We start from the raw sequence: 19,740 nt of genomic DNA, 5'->3' as shown, positions 1-19,740 counted from the left end.
TATATTGATATTATTGAGTTACGAAGTGAAAAATTGCAATAAAAATAAAACCTGCAGGAATAAGGATTGAATACCATTTTCCAAAAGCTTTAATTACCGGAGTATATTTCGGATGTCTTGCACCAATTGACTGGAACGAAGACTGGAACCCGTGAGCCAGGTGTAATCCTAATAAAACAAAAGAGATTACATATAAAGCCACTCTCCAGATGTCTGCAAATTTCTCATGCAGCTCCGGCCAGAAACGTTCAGCATCGGGAGCAAGTCCTTCTACGTATTTGTAATTGATTTCATGCAACCAGAAATCATATAAGTGAAGCGCAAGAAATGCCAAAACAACAGCTCCGGAAATAATCATATTTCTGGACATCCATGAAGAGTTCACAGATGGGTTGTTGGAAGCATACTTTATCGGACGCGCTTTATTGTTCTTAATTTCCAGTACAAATCCCATGATGAAATGGAAAATAACTGCAAAACCGAGAACAGGCTGCATTAAGAACTGCACAAAAGGATTATAGCCCATAAAATCTGATGCGGTATTAAATGCATCACGATTCAGGACTGATAACAAATTGGTCGTCAAATGCAGTATAAGAAAGATCAGCAAAAACATAGCTGATAATGCCATCGCATATTTTCTACCTATCGTAGAACTCGTTAAACCTGCCATATAAGTTTAAATTTGAATTTCCCACAAAATTAAGAAATGTTAACAATATCGGGAAGTGAGAAATCTCACAATTAGCCAGTTTGTAATCTTTCTAAATAAGAATATAATACTTTATTTAAAGGGAATAATGAAATATGGGATTTATTATTTCAAATTATAAATTCTGCCATTATAAACCACCTTTTCTGCTGTTTGTGGAAAGGTCTTTATTTTAATATTCTGAATACGCCTCGAAGAGCAGTAAGGGTTGGCTATAAATCTGGAAATTTTCTCTCTGTCCGAATTTTCTCCTACCCAGAAACAGACTTTATTTCCTTTTTTCACAGATAACACTTTAGCTTTATTAAAATCATGAAGCAAGATCTCTTCTTTCTGGTTCTCATAGATATTAAAGCCTGTTCTAATCATACAAAAAGCTATAATCATTGCTGTCACCCTGATTAAATTTTTAAAATTGATCTTTAAAAATAATGGTCTCAGCATGTAAACGATAAAGGATAAAGACAGAACCTCAACAAAATTCATCGCTATATTTGAAAAAAACAGCCCGTCAGCTTCTGCAAACCAATGAATAAGATTTAATAAAAATTGGATGGATACATCATATATGGAATCAATCCATATAAAATCTAATTGTAGCCCGATGAGAACCGTCATCAGAAAAGAAAATACAATGAGTATTTCTGAAAACGGAACAATCAGAATGTTGGCAGGAATAGAAACCAATGAGAACTGGTGAAAATAATACAACATAAGCGGAAGTGTCGCCAGCTGTGCAGACAGTGAAATGGTAATAGTATTGCATATCAGCTTCTTGAAATAACCGTCCTGCCGTGGAAAATATTTCAAAAGAGGCTGGTTGAGCCAAAAAATCCCTAACACCGCCAGAAAACTCAACTGAAAACCGACATCGAAAAGCTGTTGTGTATCGCTAACCAGAATAATCATTGCAGATAATGAAAGAGAATGAAGCAGATCCGGTTTTCTCTGGAGAAGTACATAAATGAAATATACTGTAATCATAACGCAGGAACGCAGCACAGAATTTCCAAACCCTATAAATGCAGCAAACAGCCAGATAAAAGCAATACTTGAAATAATGGCATACTTTCTAAACTGCAAAGGACTGAACCGCGTCAACAAAAAATATAACATTCCGAAAATCACTACAATATGGGTTCCCGAAATTGCCAACAGATGAACCATCCCGGATCTGTTAAAATCCTGTACGGTTTCACTATCCATTTCCGTTCTGTCCGCCAGAATGATTCCTTTTAGAAATTCCCGTGTTTTTGATGACATCGCCACTTTGTCAATCTTTTGCAGTATTTCAATTCTGCGCTGTTGAATTTGCTCATTTATATTCAGATCAGTTCTTTCTGCTGAGGAAATTCCTTTAGACAGATAACATTGATATTCAATATTTCTCCTTTTAAGATATCGTGCATAATCGAACTGGAAATCAGATTTCGGAGGTTTTGGTTTTGACAGGTATGCATCAGCTTTATAATAATGTCCAAAGTCGAGTTCTTTATCTGTTTTGGGAATATAGAGAATGGCATTGAAATTTTCTTTTCCTGACTGAACAACAGCCTCATATTTTTTGTTTTTCTCTGTAGAATTCAGCTTCTTTGAGATTTTAAAGACGACTGTACCGTTTTGTGGAACAGACAGATTATTGGAAGAATATGTGCTGAAAAAATGAAGAAGTATTCCGGCTCCGAAAAACATCAATCCTAACATTACAGCTTTTGATTTATGCAGAAAATAAGAGTGTAAAAAGTATAAAAGGACAATCAACAGACAACCCGCAGATATAAGATAGATTATCATTACATCTAATGAAAATTTATCCTGAAGAAAAATTCCAAGGATAAAGCAGACGGACAAAATGAGAAGCGGCTGTTTGTTCAACTGATACAATTATTTACAGCCAAAAAGTAATTCATTTGCCCGGTTATTGAGTAACACAGATTTTGCAGAATTCAGGCATTATTTATTGTCTGAATGAATAATATAAGGCCTGATTATTTACTAGAAAATAAGAGTTTATCTTAAAGAACAAAAGCTACCCATAAAAGGCAGCTTTATATCTGAACAATGCCGGTAAAAGCAGTTGTATTCTTTCAGTTAATTTTTTCAATTCAACATCCTTATCTGAAAAATAAATCTGTCTGCAAAAAAGGAATTTTCAGAATTATTTACCATTCAGAAACTGATCTGTCAGCCGTTTGGTTTCTTTTATGTACATCCGGGAATCTTTTCCGTAATCTTCATAATTGAAGTTTCCTGATTTTTTCGGAATTGCAGGTTCAATCTGTGTTCCTTCATGCCATTCATTAAAAGAAGTGATTCCGATAAAGTCCGGATTTACTTTTGCAGCTGCATTAAACATTCTTTCGTAATATTTTCCGTTTTCCCTGCTTTTGAAATTGGCTTCATTCCAGGGTCTTATCCTTGTATCCGAGTACCCTGGCCCCACGCAAGGTATAAAAATAAGATTGTGACTTTTTGCAAATTCAGAAAGATAATTCCAATTGGAAGTTGTGCTCCCGAATACGAAACCTTCACTGGCAAAATAAGTATAAAAGCCATCAAAACCGGATGCATCAAAGAATGCAGAATGTTCTTTTTCAACCCACAGACCTATATAAAGTCCATCCAGATCTGTATTCCGTACGGTATTTTCTCCATTTTTAGAAAGCAGCTTTGACCATTCCGCAGGTGAAATCTTGTAACTGTCATATACATAATACAATGGTTTACCATCTTTTTTATAAAAGGCGTGATGATGAGAATATGTTTTGACCAGATAGGAAATCTGTTCCCTGAGCTCAACAATATTTTTGTAAAACGGTTCTATGTGAAAAGCAACTTTTAAATCAAGCTGATCGGCTATATCAAGATATTTTGTGATGCTTTTATCTATGGACGAATCTTTTCCAAGCCAGCTTAAAACAACCACACCAACACCGGATTCTTTGATCATTTTCATATGCTTCCTGATGATTTCCGGATCATTTGAACTGTAATTTCCTAAAGCAGGATAAAAATTAGCCCCGATATCATCCCCGCCTTTATGGTTTCCTAAATTATTCCATTTCGGGTTGCTCCAATGGGGTAAAATTTCATGATTCCAGTGTTCATACTTTCCGTCTGTTGCAGGATTTGCGTACCATCCGTAATAGAAAATCTGAACCTGATCCCTGGATTTGGTATTTTGAGCAAAGCTTTTCATTGAAATGCTCATCAGCAGAATAAATATAAGTAAACTTTTAAAATTCATTTAATAAAAATTTAAATCAGTAAATCATATGACAGAAGCCAGATTTCGGACCAAGCAACAGAAATACTTAAACACTTAAAATTACTTCAGCAGCTTTTTCACTTGCCCCTTTTCCGCCCAATTTTTCTCTTAAAAGGCTGTAATCTGCCAGAACCTGGTTTCTTTTTTCACCTGCTATCATTTTATTAAGCTCTTCTACAAGATTTCTGGTATTCAGGTCGGTCTGGATCAGCTCTTTCACTACTTCCCTGTCCATAATCAGATTAACCAGGGAAATATATTTGATGTTTTTAACGAGTCTCTTGGCAATAGCGTAAGAAATTTTACTTCCGCGGTAGCAAACGACTTCCGGAACATTAAGCAAAGCAGTTTCTAAGGTAGCTGTTCCCGAAGTTACCAAAGCTGCTTTCGAACACCTCAATAGGTTATAGGTTCTGTTGGAAACAAAATGAACATTGTCGTCCACATATTTCTGATAGAATTCCTTCGGAAGACTTGGTGCACCGGCAATAACAAACTGGTAATTTTTGAAATGCGGCCTCACGGAAAGCATAATTTCAAGCATTTTCTCTACTTCCTGCTTTCTAGAACCGGGAAGAAGGGCAATGATTTCTTTTTCATTAAGGCCGTTTTCTTTTTTGAATTCATCAATGCTTATATCTTTCAAACCTCCTATGGCATCCAGAAGCGGATGTCCTACAAAATGGGAATGAACACCATGTTTTTTATAAAAATCTTCTTCAAAAGGAAGAATAACCATCATTTCATCCACATATTTTTTAATGATCTCTACCCTGCCTTCTTTCCAAGCCCAAAGCTGAGGAGAAATATAATAGACTACTTTTATCCCAAGGTCTTTCGCAAATTTTGCAATTCTCAGGTTAAACCCAGGGTAATCGATCAGGATAAGGATATCGGGCTTATGTTTCCGGATGTCTTCTTTACAGAATTTAATATTATTCAGGATGGTTCTTAAATTCATAGCCACTTCCAGGAAACCCATAAAAGCGAGGTCACGGTAGTGTTTTACCAGGGTTCCGCCCTGTGCTTTCATCAGATCTCCACCCCAGAATCTTATTTCTGCCTGCGGATCTTTCTGTTTAAGGGCTTTCATTAAGTTACTCCCGTGCAGATCACCGGAAGCTTCTCCTGCAATAATATAATACTTCATTTCTATAGTAAGGATAGAGAACAAATTAAGGTTTGCTTGATCTTAATTTGTAAATTTGTCCAAAGATAATGATAAAAAATGTCAGAAGAATTTGAAATCCGAAATAAAGTTGCTGAAAGCGGTCTTGTGAATTTCGACCTTTCCACTCTGGTTCCCAAGGGAATAAGAAAGGGTATTGATCTTAAAGATTTTCTTTTCCAGGAAATGATTCTTAAGGAAAAAGATTTCAGGGAAAAAGTAGAAGCTGTCAATACGGAAGAATATAAAGACGCTTATATATATATTTACAATTCTGTGGATACCATTGTTCCGCTGTGGGCTTATTTTGTACTGACTGCAAAGCTTACAGACGTTGCCAAAAAGATTGTTTTCGGAGACCGTGAGGATCTGGAAGTGATCCTGATGCATAATGCAATCCAGACTCATGATTTTGAAGATATGAGAGGGAAAAGAGTTCTTGTAAAAGGCTGCTCTGACAAAGAAATTCCCGAAAATGCATACATAGAACTGGTTGAACAATTAAAACCAATGGTAAAATCCCTGATGTTCGGCGAAGCTTGCTCGAACGTTCCTATTGTAAAGAATTAATATATGTTTAAAAATTTTTACGCGGTATTTATATTTTTCATTTTCCTAGCTATTTATTATGCCGGAAGTTTTACAAGAATTCCATTTGCAGACTGTGTTGGTTTTGTTCATATGGTTGAAATAGGCAAATATATAACAGTGGCTACTGCAATTACCCATTTTCTCTATGCAAATACAGGTATTCTGATCAAAGATATTACAGGACTTGATGCTATTGCTGCAAGCCGACTTCTAATTATTGGTTCTGCTGCTGCTACGGTATCGGTTATCTACCTTACAATAATGAGTATTACCAAAAAAGAATGGGTTTCTATTACAGCAGCATTCGTTTTCGGGCTCAGTTTTTCTTTCTGGAGAAATGCGGAGATTGTGGAAGTATACACATACAATGCTTTTTGGATAAGCCTTTTCTTTTTTTCAATGGTAAAAACCTTTACAGAGCATAAGAAGAAGTATATTGTATTAAGCGGAGCATTTTTAGGAATAAGCCTGTGGCTGCATATCCAGAATGTTTTATTGGCTCCTGCACTGCTTGTTTTCCTTTATTATTTTAAAGAAGAGAAGAAATATGCTTACTCTTCTCTTTTCATATTTTTGTTTCTTTTTCTGTCTATAACTGTTTTAAATGTTTCTCAAGGCCTTCCGTTAAATTCCCCATACACTGCACAAGGAGCTCACTGGATTCAGGATACCTTTAAAAAAACACCGAAACAATATTTAATCGATCTTGTGCAATCTGTGGCCTATCTGGTTTACAATTTCAATATTTTTATCATTTTTGGGATCATCGGAATAATACATTTATACAGATCGGATAAAAAAATGTTCTTTGTGTTTTTCACTGCTTCTTTTTGTGTATATGGCTTCTCCACATTCTATGCGGTTTCAGATAATTATGTTTTTTTCATCCCTTTCAATATGATTTTTGCCCTTTCGATCGGGTATGGACTTTCATTACCGAAATATGCTCCATTAAAAAAATTCTCGTGGATATGCCTTTTTATTCCTTTAGGCTATTATGCAACTTATAAGATGGCATTTTTTACAGAACAGGGAAGAAATTTCCATGAAGCTAAAAAGTACAAAGGAGGTCTGGATTATTATCTGGTTCCCTGGATGAATAACAATGTAGGCATCCTGAAATTTATTATTGAAAAAAAGAAATCCCCTGACCCGATGCACTGGATGATCAACGGAGCAAAGGATTATATAGAACTTATGAAGAGTAAAGGATACACTGAAGAGGAGATCAAAAAACTTTAACAATAATTGTGAAGTAAAAAATTCTGCGAATCATATTTTTTGATAACTTTGATTTACTTAATATTTAAAAATAAACACAAACATGAGTTTAATCGACCTACTTACAGGTAACACCAGCAATCAGGTTGCTGAACAGGCAGAAAACAAATTCGGAATCAGCAAAAACCAGATAATTGCTCTTTTGGCGGTAGCTGCTCCTTTGGTTATTTCTTATCTTAGAAACAAATCTCAGGATGCTAACGAAGCAGAAGCTTTAAATAATGCATTAGATAAAGACCACGACGGAAGTATTCTTGATGATGCTTCACAGGCTGAAGCAAGACAGGCTGAAGGAGGATCTATCCTTGACCACGTTTTCGGAAGCCAGAAAAGCAATGTTGAAAACCAGCTTTCTCAGAATACAGGAATCTCAATTGACAAAATCGGGCCTGTTTTAGCTATGCTGGCTCCGGTAATCATGGGATATATCGGTAAAGAGAAACAACAGAATAATGTAGGAGCAGGAGGTTTAGGAGATCTTTTGGGAGGAATCCTTGGAAATGCATCCAACCAGGCTCAGGCACAACAATCTAACCCATTGAATGACATCTTAGGAAGCGTTCTGGGAGGAGGACAGGCTCAGTCAGGAGGAAATCCACTTAATGATATTCTGGGAAGTGTACTAGGCGGCGGTGGACAGCAGCAACAGCAAGGAGGTGGATTAGGAAGCATCCTTGGCAACATTTTAGGAGGAAGATAATTTAATTTTGTATATTAAAAAGGCTGAAGATTAATCTTCAGCCTTTTTATTTTTTAGCTCTTTGCCTTAGTCTCAGAAGAACCAACTGACTTAGAAGCTTTTTTAGGTCTTCTTTTACCATAGCTTCCAGCATTGATCTTTCCTCTTCTCGATTTTTTGTCTCCTTTTCCCATATTGATAAATTTTATTGGTTAAATACTAAATTAGTGAATAAGGTGTTTATCAAAAAATTAAGGCTGTTAAAATTTTTATAAAACTAAGCAAGGAAAGTTGAAGCCGGAAGAAGGAAGTTATCTTAAGTTACAGAAATAAACTTTCATCCACTACACTTTTACGGTCTTCCATTTTCCTTTTTTAAATAGAATAAAAGCAACGATAGTAATTAATATTTCGGCAACAGGAATAGAAATGAATACTCCTTTCGGACCTATTCCAAAATGTTTGGAAAGCAAATAAGCCAACGGAATTTGAAACAGCCAGAACCCGAAGAAATTCACCCAGGTTGGAGTCCACGTATCACCAGCTCCATTGAAAGCATTGATTAATACCATACCTATCCCATAAAAAAGAAATCCCACACTCATAATGTGCAATGCATTCCTGGCAAAAACTTTAATCTCTGGCTCCCGTGTAAAAAAGCTTACAAGAAAATCTCCGAGAAAGAAAAATATTAAACTTACAGCCAGCATAAAAATCACATTATATTTTACGGTTTTCATAACAGACTGTTCTGCTCTCAACATTTCATTCGCACCCATATTTTGTCCTACCAGAGTAGAAGCTGCATTGCTCAGTCCCCACGCAGGAAGCATAAAGAACATCATCAGCCTCAATGCTGTCTGATAACCCGCTGAAGCATTTTCACCTCCGGTAGTTGCCACCAGCTGAGCCAGAAATATCCAGCTGCATGAAGCTATCACAAACTGAAAAATACCAGGCGTTGCAATTTTTACAATGGATTTTATCTGTTTAAAATCAGGGGTAAAATAAGAAAGCACGATACGGATCTGTGTATCTGCTACCAAAAGATGATACAGCTGGTAAATCACACCAACACTTCTACCTATTGTAGTTGCCAGAGCCGCTCCCGTAAGCCCCATCGCAGGAATGGGTCCAAAGCCTTTAATAAATACCGGACAGAGAATGATGTTCATAATATTGGCGATCCAAAGAGATTTCATAGCAATGGCTGCATTTCCTGCTCCCCTGAAAATCCCGTTGATCAGAAATAAAAGCATAATAATGACACTGCTCCCCATCATGATCCTTGTAAAATCTTTCCCATAGGCTGCTGCTTCTGGTTTTGCGCCCATCAGAATTAAAATTTCCTCAGCATACATTACTCCGAACAAGCTTAGAATAACGGTAATAATAAACGAGACCAGTATAACCTGCGCAGCACTTCTGGAAGCCTGTTCCGGATTCTTCTCCCCTATTCTGCGTGCCACCAAAGCTGTTGCAGCCATACTCATCCCTATTGCGATAGAATACATTACCGAAAGTACAGATTCCGTTAAACCAACACTTTGAATCGCATAACCACTTTCTTTCAGATGCCCTACAAAATACAGGTCAACTAAAGCAAATACAGATTCCATAGCCATCTCCAACATCATTGGAATAGCCAATAAAAGAACAGCGCTTCTTATCGTTATTTTTGTGTAATCTACTTCATCACCGCTAAAAGCTTTTTTCAAAAAATCTATATATTTTGTCATTTTCTAATCAATAATTATCTGATTATCAAAAATACAAATTCAATTCTTACGAAAAATTAGTTACTCATATCAAAAAAATAATTTAGATTTGTATATTGTTAAAATGAATCTTATGAAAAAAATAATCTCTACTGCTTTTATTCTTGCAATATCGGTTTCTGCCAATATGCTTTCTGCTCAGACTCAGACACTAAGCAAAGCTCAGATGCAATCTATTCAATCTGACAATGTTGCTACATTTAAAAAGAATTTTTCAAAAGCAGATTATAATAAATGCTTTCCTCTTAAAGATGAGACTTTCAGTGCATTAGGTTTCAGCTCGCTTTATGGTAGAAACAATATTGTTAAATTTCTTTTAGATAATCAGGCAGATGTCAATAAAGAATGTAACGGCAAAACTCCTCTTGCCTTAGCAAAACTTGGAAATAAAGAGCAAACTGTACAGTTGTTGTTACAAAAAGGTGCTACTAATAATTAAAAGGCCTTCAGATAATATATAAAACTTCCTTTGGAAGTTTTTTTTGTTTCCAATTAAAATAATTTACAATAAAATTTTATTGTATTACGATAAAATTTTATACATTTACAATAAAACAAAATTATATGAAACTTATTGGTGAAAACTCTCTTTCAACGGCCATTAATAAACTTTTAATTATTGGTTTTGCAGGACAGGTTATGTATTTAGGATACCTGATTTTTGGATTTATAGTCAGTTATATCAATCAGAATACAGAAAGTAATTATTTCCCGGAAACATTCAAAATCGGAAACTTTGAGAATGAAATAAAAAAGACAAATCCCGAATCTTTAAGTTTTCAATTTAAAATGCCTTTTTCAGATGCTGTAACAAAAGGAGATTACACTTTGCTGGCTCTTACTTCCATTATTTTCTTCTTAGGATTCTATAGTATTTTTACATTTTATTTATTCAAAATATTTAAAGGAATGAGTATTGAAACTATTTTTAATCAGAAGGTTATCATTCATTTAAAGCAGTTCGGGCTACTGAATATTGTGTTTATCCCTTTTTATTGTATCCTTCTGTTTCTCATTGATCAGTCTCTGTTCCGTATTGATCCAATATTTATATTACTTCATCTCTCAATAGGAATTATTATCCTGTTTATTATAGAGTTTTTCAAAAAGGGTTATGAGCTGCAGACACAAAATGATTTAACCATATAACTATGCCTATTATTATCAATATAGATGTCATGCTTGCCAAACGTAAAATGCAGTCACAGGAACTGGCCGAGAAAATCGGAATAACGCAGGCCAACCTTTCCATTTTAAAAAACGGAAAAGCTAAAGCGATAAAAGTATCCACTTTAGAGGCTATCTGTACAGCTTTGGACTGTCAGCCCGGTGATATATTAGAATTTAAACCTTAAAAAAATAAATTATGAAATTATCTCAAATGCTGAGCGCAAAAATTATTGTTATCCTGAACATTCTTATTGGATCGCTTGTTTACGGGCAAGAAGAACTGACCAATGAACACAAGCAAATGTTGAAATATGACAATACAGCTTATTTCTCCACTTTGGTAAATAAAGAAAATATTGATAAATGCTATGTCATAGAAAACAATTCCTATACTTTACTGGCTTTGGCCATTAAGATGAACAGTACCCAGATTTTCCAGAAACTTATTGATGAAAAAGCAGATCTGGAAAAAATATGTGACGGAAAAACAGCTTTAATGTTTGCTGCAAAATACGGAAATACTGATATGGCAAAAAAACTCTTACAGAACGGAGCTAAAAAAGACACCAAAACGGATAAAGGCTATACTGCATTGGACTATGCCAGAAAATATGAAAAACCGGATATCATCAAACTTCTGGAATAATTTTAATGAATTGCTTCATAAATAAATCCTTTCAGGCATCAAAATCTGAAAGGATTTTTGTATAAAAGTCCTATCTTTGCAGCGAAAATTTCAAACAAATAATTATGTTTCGATCACACACGAACGGAGAATTATCTCTGAAAAATCTTAATGAAGAAGTTACACTTTCCGGATGGGTACAGACTATCCGTGATAAAGGATTTATGATTTGGATAGATCTTCGAGATCGTTACGGAATTACCCAACTGGTTTTCGACCAGGAGCGTTCTTCTGCACAACTGATGGAGGAAGCAAAAAAACTGGGCCGCGAATTCGTGATTCAGGTTACAGGAAAAGTAATCGAAAGGGTAAGTAAAAACCCTAATATTCCTACAGGAGAAATTGAAATTTTAGTTGAAAAACTGACAATTCTTAATGAATCCCAACTTCCGCCTTTTACCATTGAGGATGAAACAGACGGCGGTGAAGAATTAAGAATGAAATACCGTTATCTGGATATAAGAAGAAATCCTGTAAAAGAAAAGCTGATCTTCCGTCATAAAATGGCTCAGAAGGTAAGAAACTATCTTTCAGATGAAGGATTTATTGAAGTGGAAACTCCGGTTTTAATCAAATCTACTCCGGAAGGAGCAAGGGACTTCGTGGTTCCAAGCAGAATGAATCCGGGACAGTTTTATGCCCTTCCGCAATCGCCACAGACATTCAAGCAGCTTTTAATGGTAGGTGGAATGGATAAATATTTCCAGATTGTAAAATGTTTCCGTGACGAGGACTTAAGAGCAGACAGACAGCCTGAATTTACACAAATTGACTGTGAGATGGCTTTCGTAGAGCAGGAAGATATTATGAATGTTTTTGAAGGAATGACAAAAACATTGATCAAGGATATTACAGGACAGGAATTCGGGGACTTCCCTAGAATGACTTTCGCAGATGCAATGAGAAAATACGGAAATGACAAACCGGACATCCGTTTCGGAATGGAATTCGTAGAACTTAATGAGCTTGTAAAGGGAAAAGACTTTAAAATATTTGATGACGCCGAATTGGTAGTCGGAATCAATGTAGAAGGATGTGCTGATTATACAAGAAAGCAGATTGATGAACTGGTAGACTGGGTAAAGCGTCCGCAGATCGGAGCATCCGGAATGGTTTGGGCCAAATTCCAGAATGACGGTGTGAAAACATCTTCTGTAAACAAATTCTATAATGAGGAAGATCTTACTAAAATTATTGAAAAATTCGGAGCTAAAGAAGGCGACTTAATGCTGATCCTATCCGGAAATGAAAATAAGGTAAGAGCACAGCTTTCCGCTTTGAGAATGGAACTTGGAAACCGTCTGGGACTGAGAAAAGGGAATGTATTTGCTCCGCTTTGGGTAGTAGATTTCCCGCTATTGGAATTCGATGAAGAAAGTGGCCGTTATCATGCGATGCACCACCCTTTCACTTCTCCAAAACCGGAGGATATTCACTTACTGGAAACAGATCCGGGCAAAGCCAGAGCCAATGCTTATGATATGGTTCTTAACGGAAATGAGATTGGTGGCGGTTCTATCCGAATTTTCGATAAAGATCTTCAGTCTAAAATGTTTGATCTTTTAGGATTCACAAAAGAAGAAGCGGAGGCCCAGTTCGGATTCCTGATGAATGCCTTCAAATACGGAGCACCTCCTCATGGTGGTCTTGCTTTCGGATTTGACCGTCTGGTGGCTATTCTTGACGGAAACGAAGTGATCAGGGATTATATCGCATTCCCTAAGAATAATTCAGGCCGTGATGTGATGATCGACGCTCCGGCATCTATCGCAGATGCACAGCTGGATGAATTAGAAATACAATTAAATTTAAAAGCATAATATAAAGCGGGGCAAATGTCCCGCTTTTTTAATGAGAAAAAAGATGAAAATCGCAGCAGCACAAATCAAACCAATAAAAGGAGATATTACAGGTAATATAGAAAATCATAAAACACTGATTAATCTAGCCATTAACAATAAGGTTAATCTGATTGTCTTCCCAGAACTCTCAATTACCGGCTACGAGCCTGAATTGGCAGAGCAGCTTTCAATTTATTATGAAGATCCTGTTTTGGATATTTTCCAAAAAATGGCAGATGAAAATAACATCACCATCACTGTTGGAATGCCGACAAAAGCAGATGATAAATTACTGATCAGCTCAATAATATTCCAGCCGGGAAAGAAAAGAAGTATTTATTCAAAAAATAATCTTTTCCGGACAGAGACAGGTATTTTCTCTAAAGGCGACCTACCTTATCAATTAGATATATTACAAAACAAAATTTCACTGGCAATCTGCTATGACCTGTCTGATCCCATACATTCTCAGCAGGCTTATCAGGCTGGTTCCAACATTTATACTGCAAGTGTTCTTAATTCTGTAAATGGGATAGATGATGACCTTATTAAACTGTCCGATATTGCGAAAAAATATAATATGCATGTTTTAATGGCAAATTTTACAGGAGAATCCGGAGGTTATAAATGTGCCGGAAAATCTTCGATCTGGAATAACAAAGGTCAATTGATCGCGCAGCTTAATGATCAGAATGAAGGCATTATTATTCTAAATACAGAAAACAATCAGACTGAAACAATTTACATCAGTTAATACTAAAAAAGCGGAGAAAATTTCTCCGCTTTTTTATTTTACCAGTTCCAATTCTTTTATTTTCAATATCTGATCTCTTCCCGGACCGGTTGAAAGATAAGTAACAGGCACTCCCAGCTCTTGATTAAGAAAAGAAAGAAAATCTTTCAGCTCTGCAGGTAAATCAGAAGCGTCATTGATCATTGAAATATCTCCTTCCCACCCTTTCATCAATTTCAGAGCAGGAATGGCATTTTCCGGTAAGTTTCCGGAAATCATTTCATTTCTTCCGTCTTCCAGTTCATAGTGCGTACAGACAGCTACCGATTCTATTCCGCTCAAAACATCTGCCTTCGTTAATATAACCTGAGTAACTCCATTGATCATTATAGCATATCTTAATGCCGGAAGATCCAGCCATCCTATTCTTCTTGGGCGGCCTGTATTGGAGCCAAACTCATTACCTCTGTTTCTTATTTCCTCACCCAGTTCATCAAAAATCTCTGTAGGGAACATACCATTGCCTACTCTTGTACAATACGCTTTCGCGATTCCAAATATTTCACCGACTTTTTTAGGGGAAATACCCAATCCGCTGCTTGCACCTGCCGCTGTTGTTGAAGAAGACGTTACATAAGGATAGGTTCCGTGATCAATATCCAGCATAGCTGCCTGAGATCCTTCCGCCAGAATTCTTTTCCCGTCAGACAAAGCTTTATTTAAAAATATTTCCGTTTCTGTACGGATAAATTTCTTTAAAAAATCTATAGCATCGAAAAACTCATTCCGGATTTCCTCAAGAGAAGGAAAGATCATATCTCCACCGGCAAGCATCCTGTAATCTCTTTCTAAAATATGCTCTACCCTGCTTTTAAAATCAGCAGATTCTATATCTCCGACTCTTAAATTCTGTCTTAAAATTTTATTGGAATAAGCTTGTGCAATCCCGTTTCTTGTAGTTCCGATTGTTGTATAATCCGGATTTTCTTCCATAAAAATATCCAGAAGTCGGTAGGTCGGAAGAACCAGATGGGCTTTTCTTGAAATAATCAGATTCTTTTCCGGCTGAACAGCTCCGTCGAATTGCTGCAAGTTTAAAATTTCCTTTCTGAAACTTACCGGATCCAACACTGTTCCGGTTCCAATTACATTTTGAACACCATTCATGAAAATTCCTGAAGGCAGAGATTTCAGTGTAATTCTTTTTCCGTTACGTTCTATACTGTGCCCTGCGTTTGCACCACCGTTAAAACGGGCTGTAATATCATAATCTTCACTGATAAGATCAATAAATTTACCTTTACCTTCATCCCCCCACTGCAGACCTAATACAATATCCATATTCATACTTTACATTTTTTATAATGCAAAACTATAACAGTCAGTAAGGGAAGCCATTGTCATTTGGCAAAAAAGTATTCAGGTAATATTTCTTCTGATCCGGCTCAAGGAAGAAGGTGTGATTCCCAGATAAGATGCCAGCATAGATTGTGGCACCCTGTTGGCAAGTCCCGGATAATGATTTAAAAAATGAACATACCGGGATTTGGCATCAAGATTAAGCATTGTACTCGCTACTTTAAGCTTATTTTCTGCTACAAAAGCATGAAGTTTGGCAAATAACACAGGCCAGATGGCAATTTCTTTTTCCAGTTGTTTAAAATGTTCCAGATCTATTGCAAGAAGCACTCCATCAGTTATAGCCTCAATATATTCAAGAGAAGGAGTCTGGTCCGTAAAACCATGAAAATCTCCGATAAACCTTCCTTCGTAAATAAAATATCTTGTAAAATCATCTCCCTGCCTGTCATAATACAATGACCGGAAAACTCCTTCCTTTACAAAAGCAATCTTGCGGCTTACCTTCCCTGCTTCTATGAAAGCATCACCTTTCTCTATAGTAATTTCCTGCAATCCTTCAGCGATCAGCAGCTCTTCTGATGCATTCAGTATGCCGAATTTCCTTATGTAATTAAAAAGTTCTTCCATATTATTTTATCCATATTTCGGAAAAATATAAAGGTACAGAATCAGTCTTTAAAATCTATTGTCATTTGACAATAAAGCATATAAAATATACCACACCACCCTCACACGGCATGTTAATTGATTGATTTTTAAAAACGTAAGACAATGAAAGCAATTTGGAATGGCGCCATTGGATTCGGTTTAGTTAATATCCCTGTTAAGATCTACTCCGCCAACCCGGGCTGAAACCTACTGATTTTACCATTGATAATGCTTTGGAAAGAATTAAGGAAAAAGGGGATCTTTTTAAACCTGTTTTGGGCAAAGGGATTGATATGATGAAGGCGTTGGAAATACTACAGAATATCTGATAATTTTAATATTTTTGAATACAACCGAAAATTAAATGAAAACCTTTTTTTTGATCTGTTTATTATTACTTTTTACAAGCTGTTCAAATAAAGAAACTCTTGAGAAAATTAATTTAGAACAATCTAAATTTTCATTTGAAAATATTTTAAGTAATAATAATGAGGATACAATTTTTATAAAATCCCGATTTGCAGACTGTGGTGAATGGGGAGGTCATGAAGAGCTTATCAAAGTGTATCGTTCGGAAAGAAAAATCAAATTAACATATATTAAATATAAAGTTAGCTGTGATAGGATGGACAGCTCAGGCTTAATTATTCAGAATAAATATTTTACAACTAATTTTATTCTATCTGATGTACAACAATTAAGCTTAATGAATTACTTTAATAATTTGATGAAATTAAAATTCATCGATAAAGAATATGGTAATAGTGGAAATTCTTTTTTAATTGAAGATAGTAAAGGACAGTTGAGGATTTCTCAATATGGAAATAATATTCAATTACTTTATAACTACAATAGTTTGATGAAGAGTTTTGGTCTTTCAAAAGTCATTATTGAAAACAAATAATCTAAGGAAGCTTCGCAACCAAACTTTCCGGCAGTATTTTTAAAATAAGGTAAATAATCTTCCACTTAAAGTTCGGAACAATAATGAAAGTGTTTCCTGCATTCACAATATGTTCCGCCACATAATCAGGTTCCATAATCAAGAATTCATTGAGCTGAAGACCTTCATTGATCTTGGTTCTGATATAACCGATTACCAAAGCGTTGACTTTTATTTTTCTTGACACTAATTCCTGCCTTAAACCTGCTAAATATTGTGTAAATGCTGCTTTTGTACTTCCATACACAAAATTACTTTTCCTCCCTCTCACCCCTGAAAGAGAAGACAATCCAATGATTCTTTCCAGGTTTTTATTACTTTCATCCATGGCAATAATATTCAGAATGGAAACAGCTCCCATATAATTGACCATCATCATCTGTCGGGTACCTTTAAAATCTCGCAATGCTTTTTCATTATCCACCAAAAAACCGGCTGCATATACAACAATATGAGGCTTTACAAAAAGTTCATCATAAAATTTCTGATGAGAATCAAAATCTATAGCATCAAAATAAAGAATAGTCATTTTTGCATAATCAAGATGATTGTCGTCAACAAATTTCTGTAGTGAAGCAGTATCTCTTGAAGCTGCGATTACTGAAAATCCTTTTTCGAGGTACTGTTTGATGCATTGCTTGGCAACATCTGAATTGGCTCCTAAAATGAGAACGGTTTTACCTGTATTTTGATTCATAGTGCAAAGATATTTTATTTGTTTTTATGAAACGGGAATTTTAAAGGTAGTTGAGAGCTTAAGCACAAATCTAAACGCAAATTTTATAGATTCGGGTTATGCAATATTTTTTTAACACAATGGTTTAATGTTATATGTATTAGCTTAAGTTTAGCAAAGAGATGTGACTTCGCTACTGATTAAGGATATGCTTATACTATATGGTTCATCAGATCAATCAAAGATTGATTCTCTCTTTGCATTCTTAAATTACGTGGTATCTAAATTAAACTTTGCGCTAAATAAAAAAAACAAGATAACAACTAACATTATACTTGTATAAAAAGACTCGGCGCGGTGAACTTCGTTCACCGCGCCGAGCTGATATTGTCAAACTAAAAAACTATTTCTTTTCAGTTTCTATTTCTTTTTTCTCTGCAGTTTTTTCAGCAGCTTTTGCTTTATCTCCAAAACGAGCTTCAGTAAATTCTCTTGAAACTGCTGCTTTTTCGAATTTCAATTTTCCGGATAGTGTTTCAATAACAAATCCGTCATCCTGAACCTGAGCAATTCTTCCGTGAAGTCCTGAAGTAAGAACCACTCTGGTTCCAACTTTTAAAGTTTCCTGAAAGTTTTTCTCCTGCTTCTGCTTTCTCATCTGTGGTCTTATCATCAGAAAATAAAACCCGACAAACATTACCCCCATCATAATCAGCATCATTGATGAAGATCCCTGTGGTTGTGCCTGTAAAAAGATTGTCAACATATTTTTAAATTACGGTTGAATGTTCGCTGTGAACGTTAATTTGATAGGAGCCTTATCTACGTTTGCAAATACGTCAGCATACTTCTGAACGTTTCCGTCAAAGTTTGAAGAGTCGAAATGCAAAGTGATGTTTCCTTTTTTACCTGGAAGGATTGGATCTTTTGTAAAATCAGGAGCTGTACATCCGCATCCGGGTTTTACTTCAGAAATCACCAAAGGATTTTTCCCTGTATTGGTAATTTCATAGATGTGCTGTACTTTCTCTCCTTTTTTGATGTTTCCAAAATCAAAGTTACTTTCAGATAATGCTACTGATGTTAACGGCTGGTTAGAAACCGGAGCAGCTGCAGCTGTCTCAGCGGAAACCGGAGCAGCAGTGTTCTCAGGGGCTAAATTGGTTGCACCTGCTGTAGAATCTGTAATATTAGCAGCTTCAGCACCTGTAGCAGCTTGCTGATTTTCTTTTTTACAAGAAACCAAACCAAAGCCTATAATAGACAAAGCGATAATTGATAACGTCTTTTTCATGTTAAATTCTATTTTGATCTTTACAATATTTATCCAAAATTCCGTTAATGAAGATATTGGAACGGTCGGTTGCAAATACTTTTGCAATTTCAATATATTCATTGATAATAACTCTTGAAGGCGTAAAAGGAAATTTATCCAGTTCCGAGATAGCAGTCGACAAAATAACTTTATCCATTAGAGAAACTCTTTCCAGATCCCAGTTTTCCAGTCTTTCACCCAATTTTTTCTCATTGTCTTCCCAACCGTTAAGGGTATCTTTAAGAAGTTTTGCTGCGAAAGTTTTATCCTCTTCATCTTTAATCATTTTAATTAAAGTTCTGCTTTCTTCATCTTCTTTCAGGAATCCGATTGTTTTTTGTACCATTGAATTCGCAATATGGATATCATCATACCATGAAAGCTCCTTATCACTCAGATAATCCTGAAAATCATCATTTTCAGCAATATATCTTAAGAACAGCTTTCCGATAAATTTCTGATCATCTTCAAAAGAGTATCCATCTTCCTTCATGAAGTCCTGATAACGTTTTCCTCCTGTAATTCTCTGGAAAGTTTTTACCAGTAAATCATCATGCAGATCCCATTTCAGCTGTTTGTGCTGACCTGTAAAAAATAATCTTTCAGGGTTTTCTTCAAGCTTAATCAGTACCTGGTTATTGATGAATTTTTGGTTAGGATTAATATCAGCATCGGTTTTGATATATTTATTCTTTCCGATTTCAATCTGGGTCTCTGCCAATTCTTTCAGAGCTACCAAAAAATTAAGCTGATAGATATAGAGATTATAGATTTTCTCTATTCCTGAGAACATGTTTTTCTCTAAAACATCAAATTTTACAGGATTCTGATAGTATGAATACACTGTTTGTACTACTTTTTCACGGATTTGTCGTCTTCCTAACATTCAA

At 35.7% G+C, this 19,740-nt stretch carries 22 protein-coding genes; 10 read left to right on the top strand and 12 right to left on the bottom strand.

From position 1 onward, the window contains the following. Positions 1 to 10: 10 nt before the first annotated feature. The 4 genes from ACQWU4_RS17645 to lpxB form a co-directional block, all read right to left on the bottom strand. Positions 11 to 673 carry a succinate dehydrogenase cytochrome b subunit gene (locus ACQWU4_RS17645; RefSeq protein ID WP_429937076.1) on the bottom strand — a complete coding sequence of 221 codons (663 nt, stop codon included), beginning with the start codon at positions 671 to 673 and terminating at the stop codon, positions 11 to 13. A gap of 144 nt (positions 674 to 817) precedes the next feature. Beyond that, positions 818 to 2,563 (bottom strand): ComEC/Rec2 family competence protein, encoded by a 1,746-nt coding sequence (locus tag ACQWU4_RS17640; protein ID WP_429937369.1) that lies wholly within the window; start codon positions 2,561 to 2,563, stop codon positions 818 to 820. Positions 2,564 to 2,870: 307 nt separating this feature from the next. Next, positions 2,871 to 3,959 carry a glycoside hydrolase family 99 protein gene (locus tag ACQWU4_RS17635; protein ID WP_429937075.1) on the bottom strand — a complete coding sequence of 363 codons (1,089 nt, stop codon included), beginning with the start codon at positions 3,957 to 3,959 and terminating at the stop codon, positions 2,871 to 2,873. A gap of 67 nt (positions 3,960 to 4,026) precedes the next feature. Next, positions 4,027 to 5,130, bottom strand: coding sequence for a lipid-A-disaccharide synthase (gene lpxB / locus ACQWU4_RS17630; protein ID WP_429937074.1), 1,104 nt, complete (start codon positions 5,128 to 5,130; stop codon positions 4,027 to 4,029). A 78-nt stretch (positions 5,131 to 5,208) separates the two neighbouring features. Here lpxB and ACQWU4_RS17625 point away from each other — a divergent pair, with 78 nt between their 5' ends. From ACQWU4_RS17625 to ACQWU4_RS17615, 3 genes are all read left to right on the top strand, one after another. Beyond that, positions 5,209 to 5,718, top strand: a complete 510-nt coding sequence (locus tag ACQWU4_RS17625; RefSeq protein ID WP_429937073.1) for a DUF2480 family protein — start codon at positions 5,209 to 5,211, stop codon at positions 5,716 to 5,718. Between the two features lie 3 nt (positions 5,719 to 5,721). Continuing rightward, positions 5,722 to 6,981: a protein O-mannosyl-transferase family gene (locus tag ACQWU4_RS17620; RefSeq protein WP_429937072.1), complete on the top strand. Its 1,260-nt coding sequence runs from the start codon at positions 5,722 to 5,724 to the stop codon at positions 6,979 to 6,981. Positions 6,982 to 7,063: 82 nt separating this feature from the next. Next, on the top strand, positions 7,064 to 7,720 hold the full coding sequence (locus ACQWU4_RS17615) for a DUF937 domain-containing protein (protein ID WP_429937071.1): 657 nt from the start codon (positions 7,064 to 7,066) through the stop codon (positions 7,718 to 7,720). A 53-nt stretch (positions 7,721 to 7,773) separates the two neighbouring features. Here the strand turns inward: ACQWU4_RS17615 and ACQWU4_RS17610 are convergent, their stop codons facing one another. Both ACQWU4_RS17610 and ACQWU4_RS17605 read right to left on the bottom strand, forming a co-directional pair. Further along, complete coding sequence (locus ACQWU4_RS17610; protein ID WP_429937070.1) at positions 7,774 to 7,893, bottom strand: 30S ribosomal protein THX; 120 nt, start codon at positions 7,891 to 7,893, stop codon at positions 7,774 to 7,776. A gap of 150 nt (positions 7,894 to 8,043) precedes the next feature. Further along, positions 8,044 to 9,438 carry an MATE family efflux transporter gene (locus tag ACQWU4_RS17605; RefSeq protein WP_429937069.1) on the bottom strand — a complete coding sequence of 465 codons (1,395 nt, stop codon included), beginning with the start codon at positions 9,436 to 9,438 and terminating at the stop codon, positions 8,044 to 8,046. A gap of 112 nt (positions 9,439 to 9,550) precedes the next feature. On the opposite strand from ACQWU4_RS17605, the gene ACQWU4_RS17600 reads away from it, so the two are divergent. From ACQWU4_RS17600 to ACQWU4_RS17575, 6 genes are all read left to right on the top strand, one after another. Next, positions 9,551 to 9,916 carry an ankyrin repeat domain-containing protein gene (locus ACQWU4_RS17600; RefSeq protein WP_429937068.1) on the top strand — a complete coding sequence of 122 codons (366 nt, stop codon included), beginning with the start codon at positions 9,551 to 9,553 and terminating at the stop codon, positions 9,914 to 9,916. A gap of 125 nt (positions 9,917 to 10,041) precedes the next feature. After that, a complete protein-coding gene (locus ACQWU4_RS17595) occupies positions 10,042 to 10,626 on the top strand; it encodes a hypothetical protein (protein WP_429937067.1) in 585 nt (194 codons plus the stop codon). A 2-nt stretch (positions 10,627 to 10,628) separates the two neighbouring features. Next, positions 10,629 to 10,832 (top strand): helix-turn-helix domain-containing protein, encoded by a 204-nt coding sequence (locus tag ACQWU4_RS17590; protein ID WP_047488898.1) that lies wholly within the window; start codon positions 10,629 to 10,631, stop codon positions 10,830 to 10,832. An 11-nt stretch (positions 10,833 to 10,843) separates the two neighbouring features. Then, positions 10,844 to 11,293 carry an ankyrin repeat domain-containing protein gene (locus ACQWU4_RS17585; protein ID WP_429937066.1) on the top strand — a complete coding sequence of 150 codons (450 nt, stop codon included), beginning with the start codon at positions 10,844 to 10,846 and terminating at the stop codon, positions 11,291 to 11,293. A 104-nt stretch (positions 11,294 to 11,397) separates the two neighbouring features. Continuing rightward, positions 11,398 to 13,152 carry an aspartate--tRNA ligase gene (gene aspS, locus ACQWU4_RS17580; protein WP_429937065.1) on the top strand — a complete coding sequence of 585 codons (1,755 nt, stop codon included), beginning with the start codon at positions 11,398 to 11,400 and terminating at the stop codon, positions 13,150 to 13,152. A gap of 43 nt (positions 13,153 to 13,195) precedes the next feature. Further along, the gene (locus tag ACQWU4_RS17575) at positions 13,196 to 13,927 is read left to right on the top strand and encodes a carbon-nitrogen hydrolase family protein (protein WP_429937064.1); all 732 of its coding nucleotides are present in this window, start codon (positions 13,196 to 13,198) and stop codon (positions 13,925 to 13,927) included. Positions 13,928 to 13,960: 33 nt separating this feature from the next. On the opposite strand, the gene ACQWU4_RS17570 is transcribed toward ACQWU4_RS17575, so the two are convergent. Further along, a complete protein-coding gene (locus ACQWU4_RS17570; protein ID WP_429937063.1) occupies positions 13,961 to 15,253 on the bottom strand; it encodes an adenylosuccinate synthase in 1,293 nt (430 codons plus the stop codon). 72 nt (positions 15,254 to 15,325) lie between these two features. Further along, positions 15,326 to 15,895, bottom strand: coding sequence for a Crp/Fnr family transcriptional regulator (locus ACQWU4_RS17565; protein WP_429937062.1), 570 nt, complete (start codon positions 15,893 to 15,895; stop codon positions 15,326 to 15,328). Between the two features lie 385 nt (positions 15,896 to 16,280). On the opposite strand from ACQWU4_RS17565, the gene ACQWU4_RS17560 reads away from it, so the two are divergent. Then, positions 16,281 to 16,820, top strand: a complete 540-nt coding sequence (locus ACQWU4_RS17560) for a hypothetical protein (protein ID WP_429937061.1) — start codon at positions 16,281 to 16,283, stop codon at positions 16,818 to 16,820. A gap of 1 nt (position 16,821) precedes the next feature. Here the strand turns inward: ACQWU4_RS17560 and ACQWU4_RS17555 are convergent, their stop codons facing one another. From ACQWU4_RS17555 to ACQWU4_RS17540, 4 genes are all read right to left on the bottom strand, one after another. Then, positions 16,822 to 17,556 (bottom strand): SDR family NAD(P)-dependent oxidoreductase, encoded by a 735-nt coding sequence (locus tag ACQWU4_RS17555; protein WP_429937060.1) that lies wholly within the window; start codon positions 17,554 to 17,556, stop codon positions 16,822 to 16,824. Between the two features lie 382 nt (positions 17,557 to 17,938). Beyond that, positions 17,939 to 18,301, bottom strand: coding sequence for a preprotein translocase subunit YajC (gene yajC, locus ACQWU4_RS17550; protein ID WP_429937059.1), 363 nt, complete (start codon positions 18,299 to 18,301; stop codon positions 17,939 to 17,941). A gap of 9 nt (positions 18,302 to 18,310) precedes the next feature. Continuing rightward, positions 18,311 to 18,829, bottom strand: coding sequence for a DUF1573 domain-containing protein (locus ACQWU4_RS17545; protein ID WP_429937058.1), 519 nt, complete (start codon positions 18,827 to 18,829; stop codon positions 18,311 to 18,313). A 1-nt stretch (position 18,830) separates the two neighbouring features. Beyond that, positions 18,831 to 19,736, bottom strand: coding sequence for a transcription antitermination protein NusB (locus ACQWU4_RS17540; RefSeq protein ID WP_429937057.1), 906 nt, complete (start codon positions 19,734 to 19,736; stop codon positions 18,831 to 18,833). Positions 19,737 to 19,740: the final 4 nt, after the last annotated feature.

Source organism: Chryseobacterium sp. MIQD13, from assembly GCF_050496705.1.
Taxonomy (GTDB): Bacteria; Bacteroidota; Bacteroidia; order Flavobacteriales; family Weeksellaceae; genus Chryseobacterium.
This window is presented reverse-complemented; position numbering and strand designations above follow the sequence as displayed.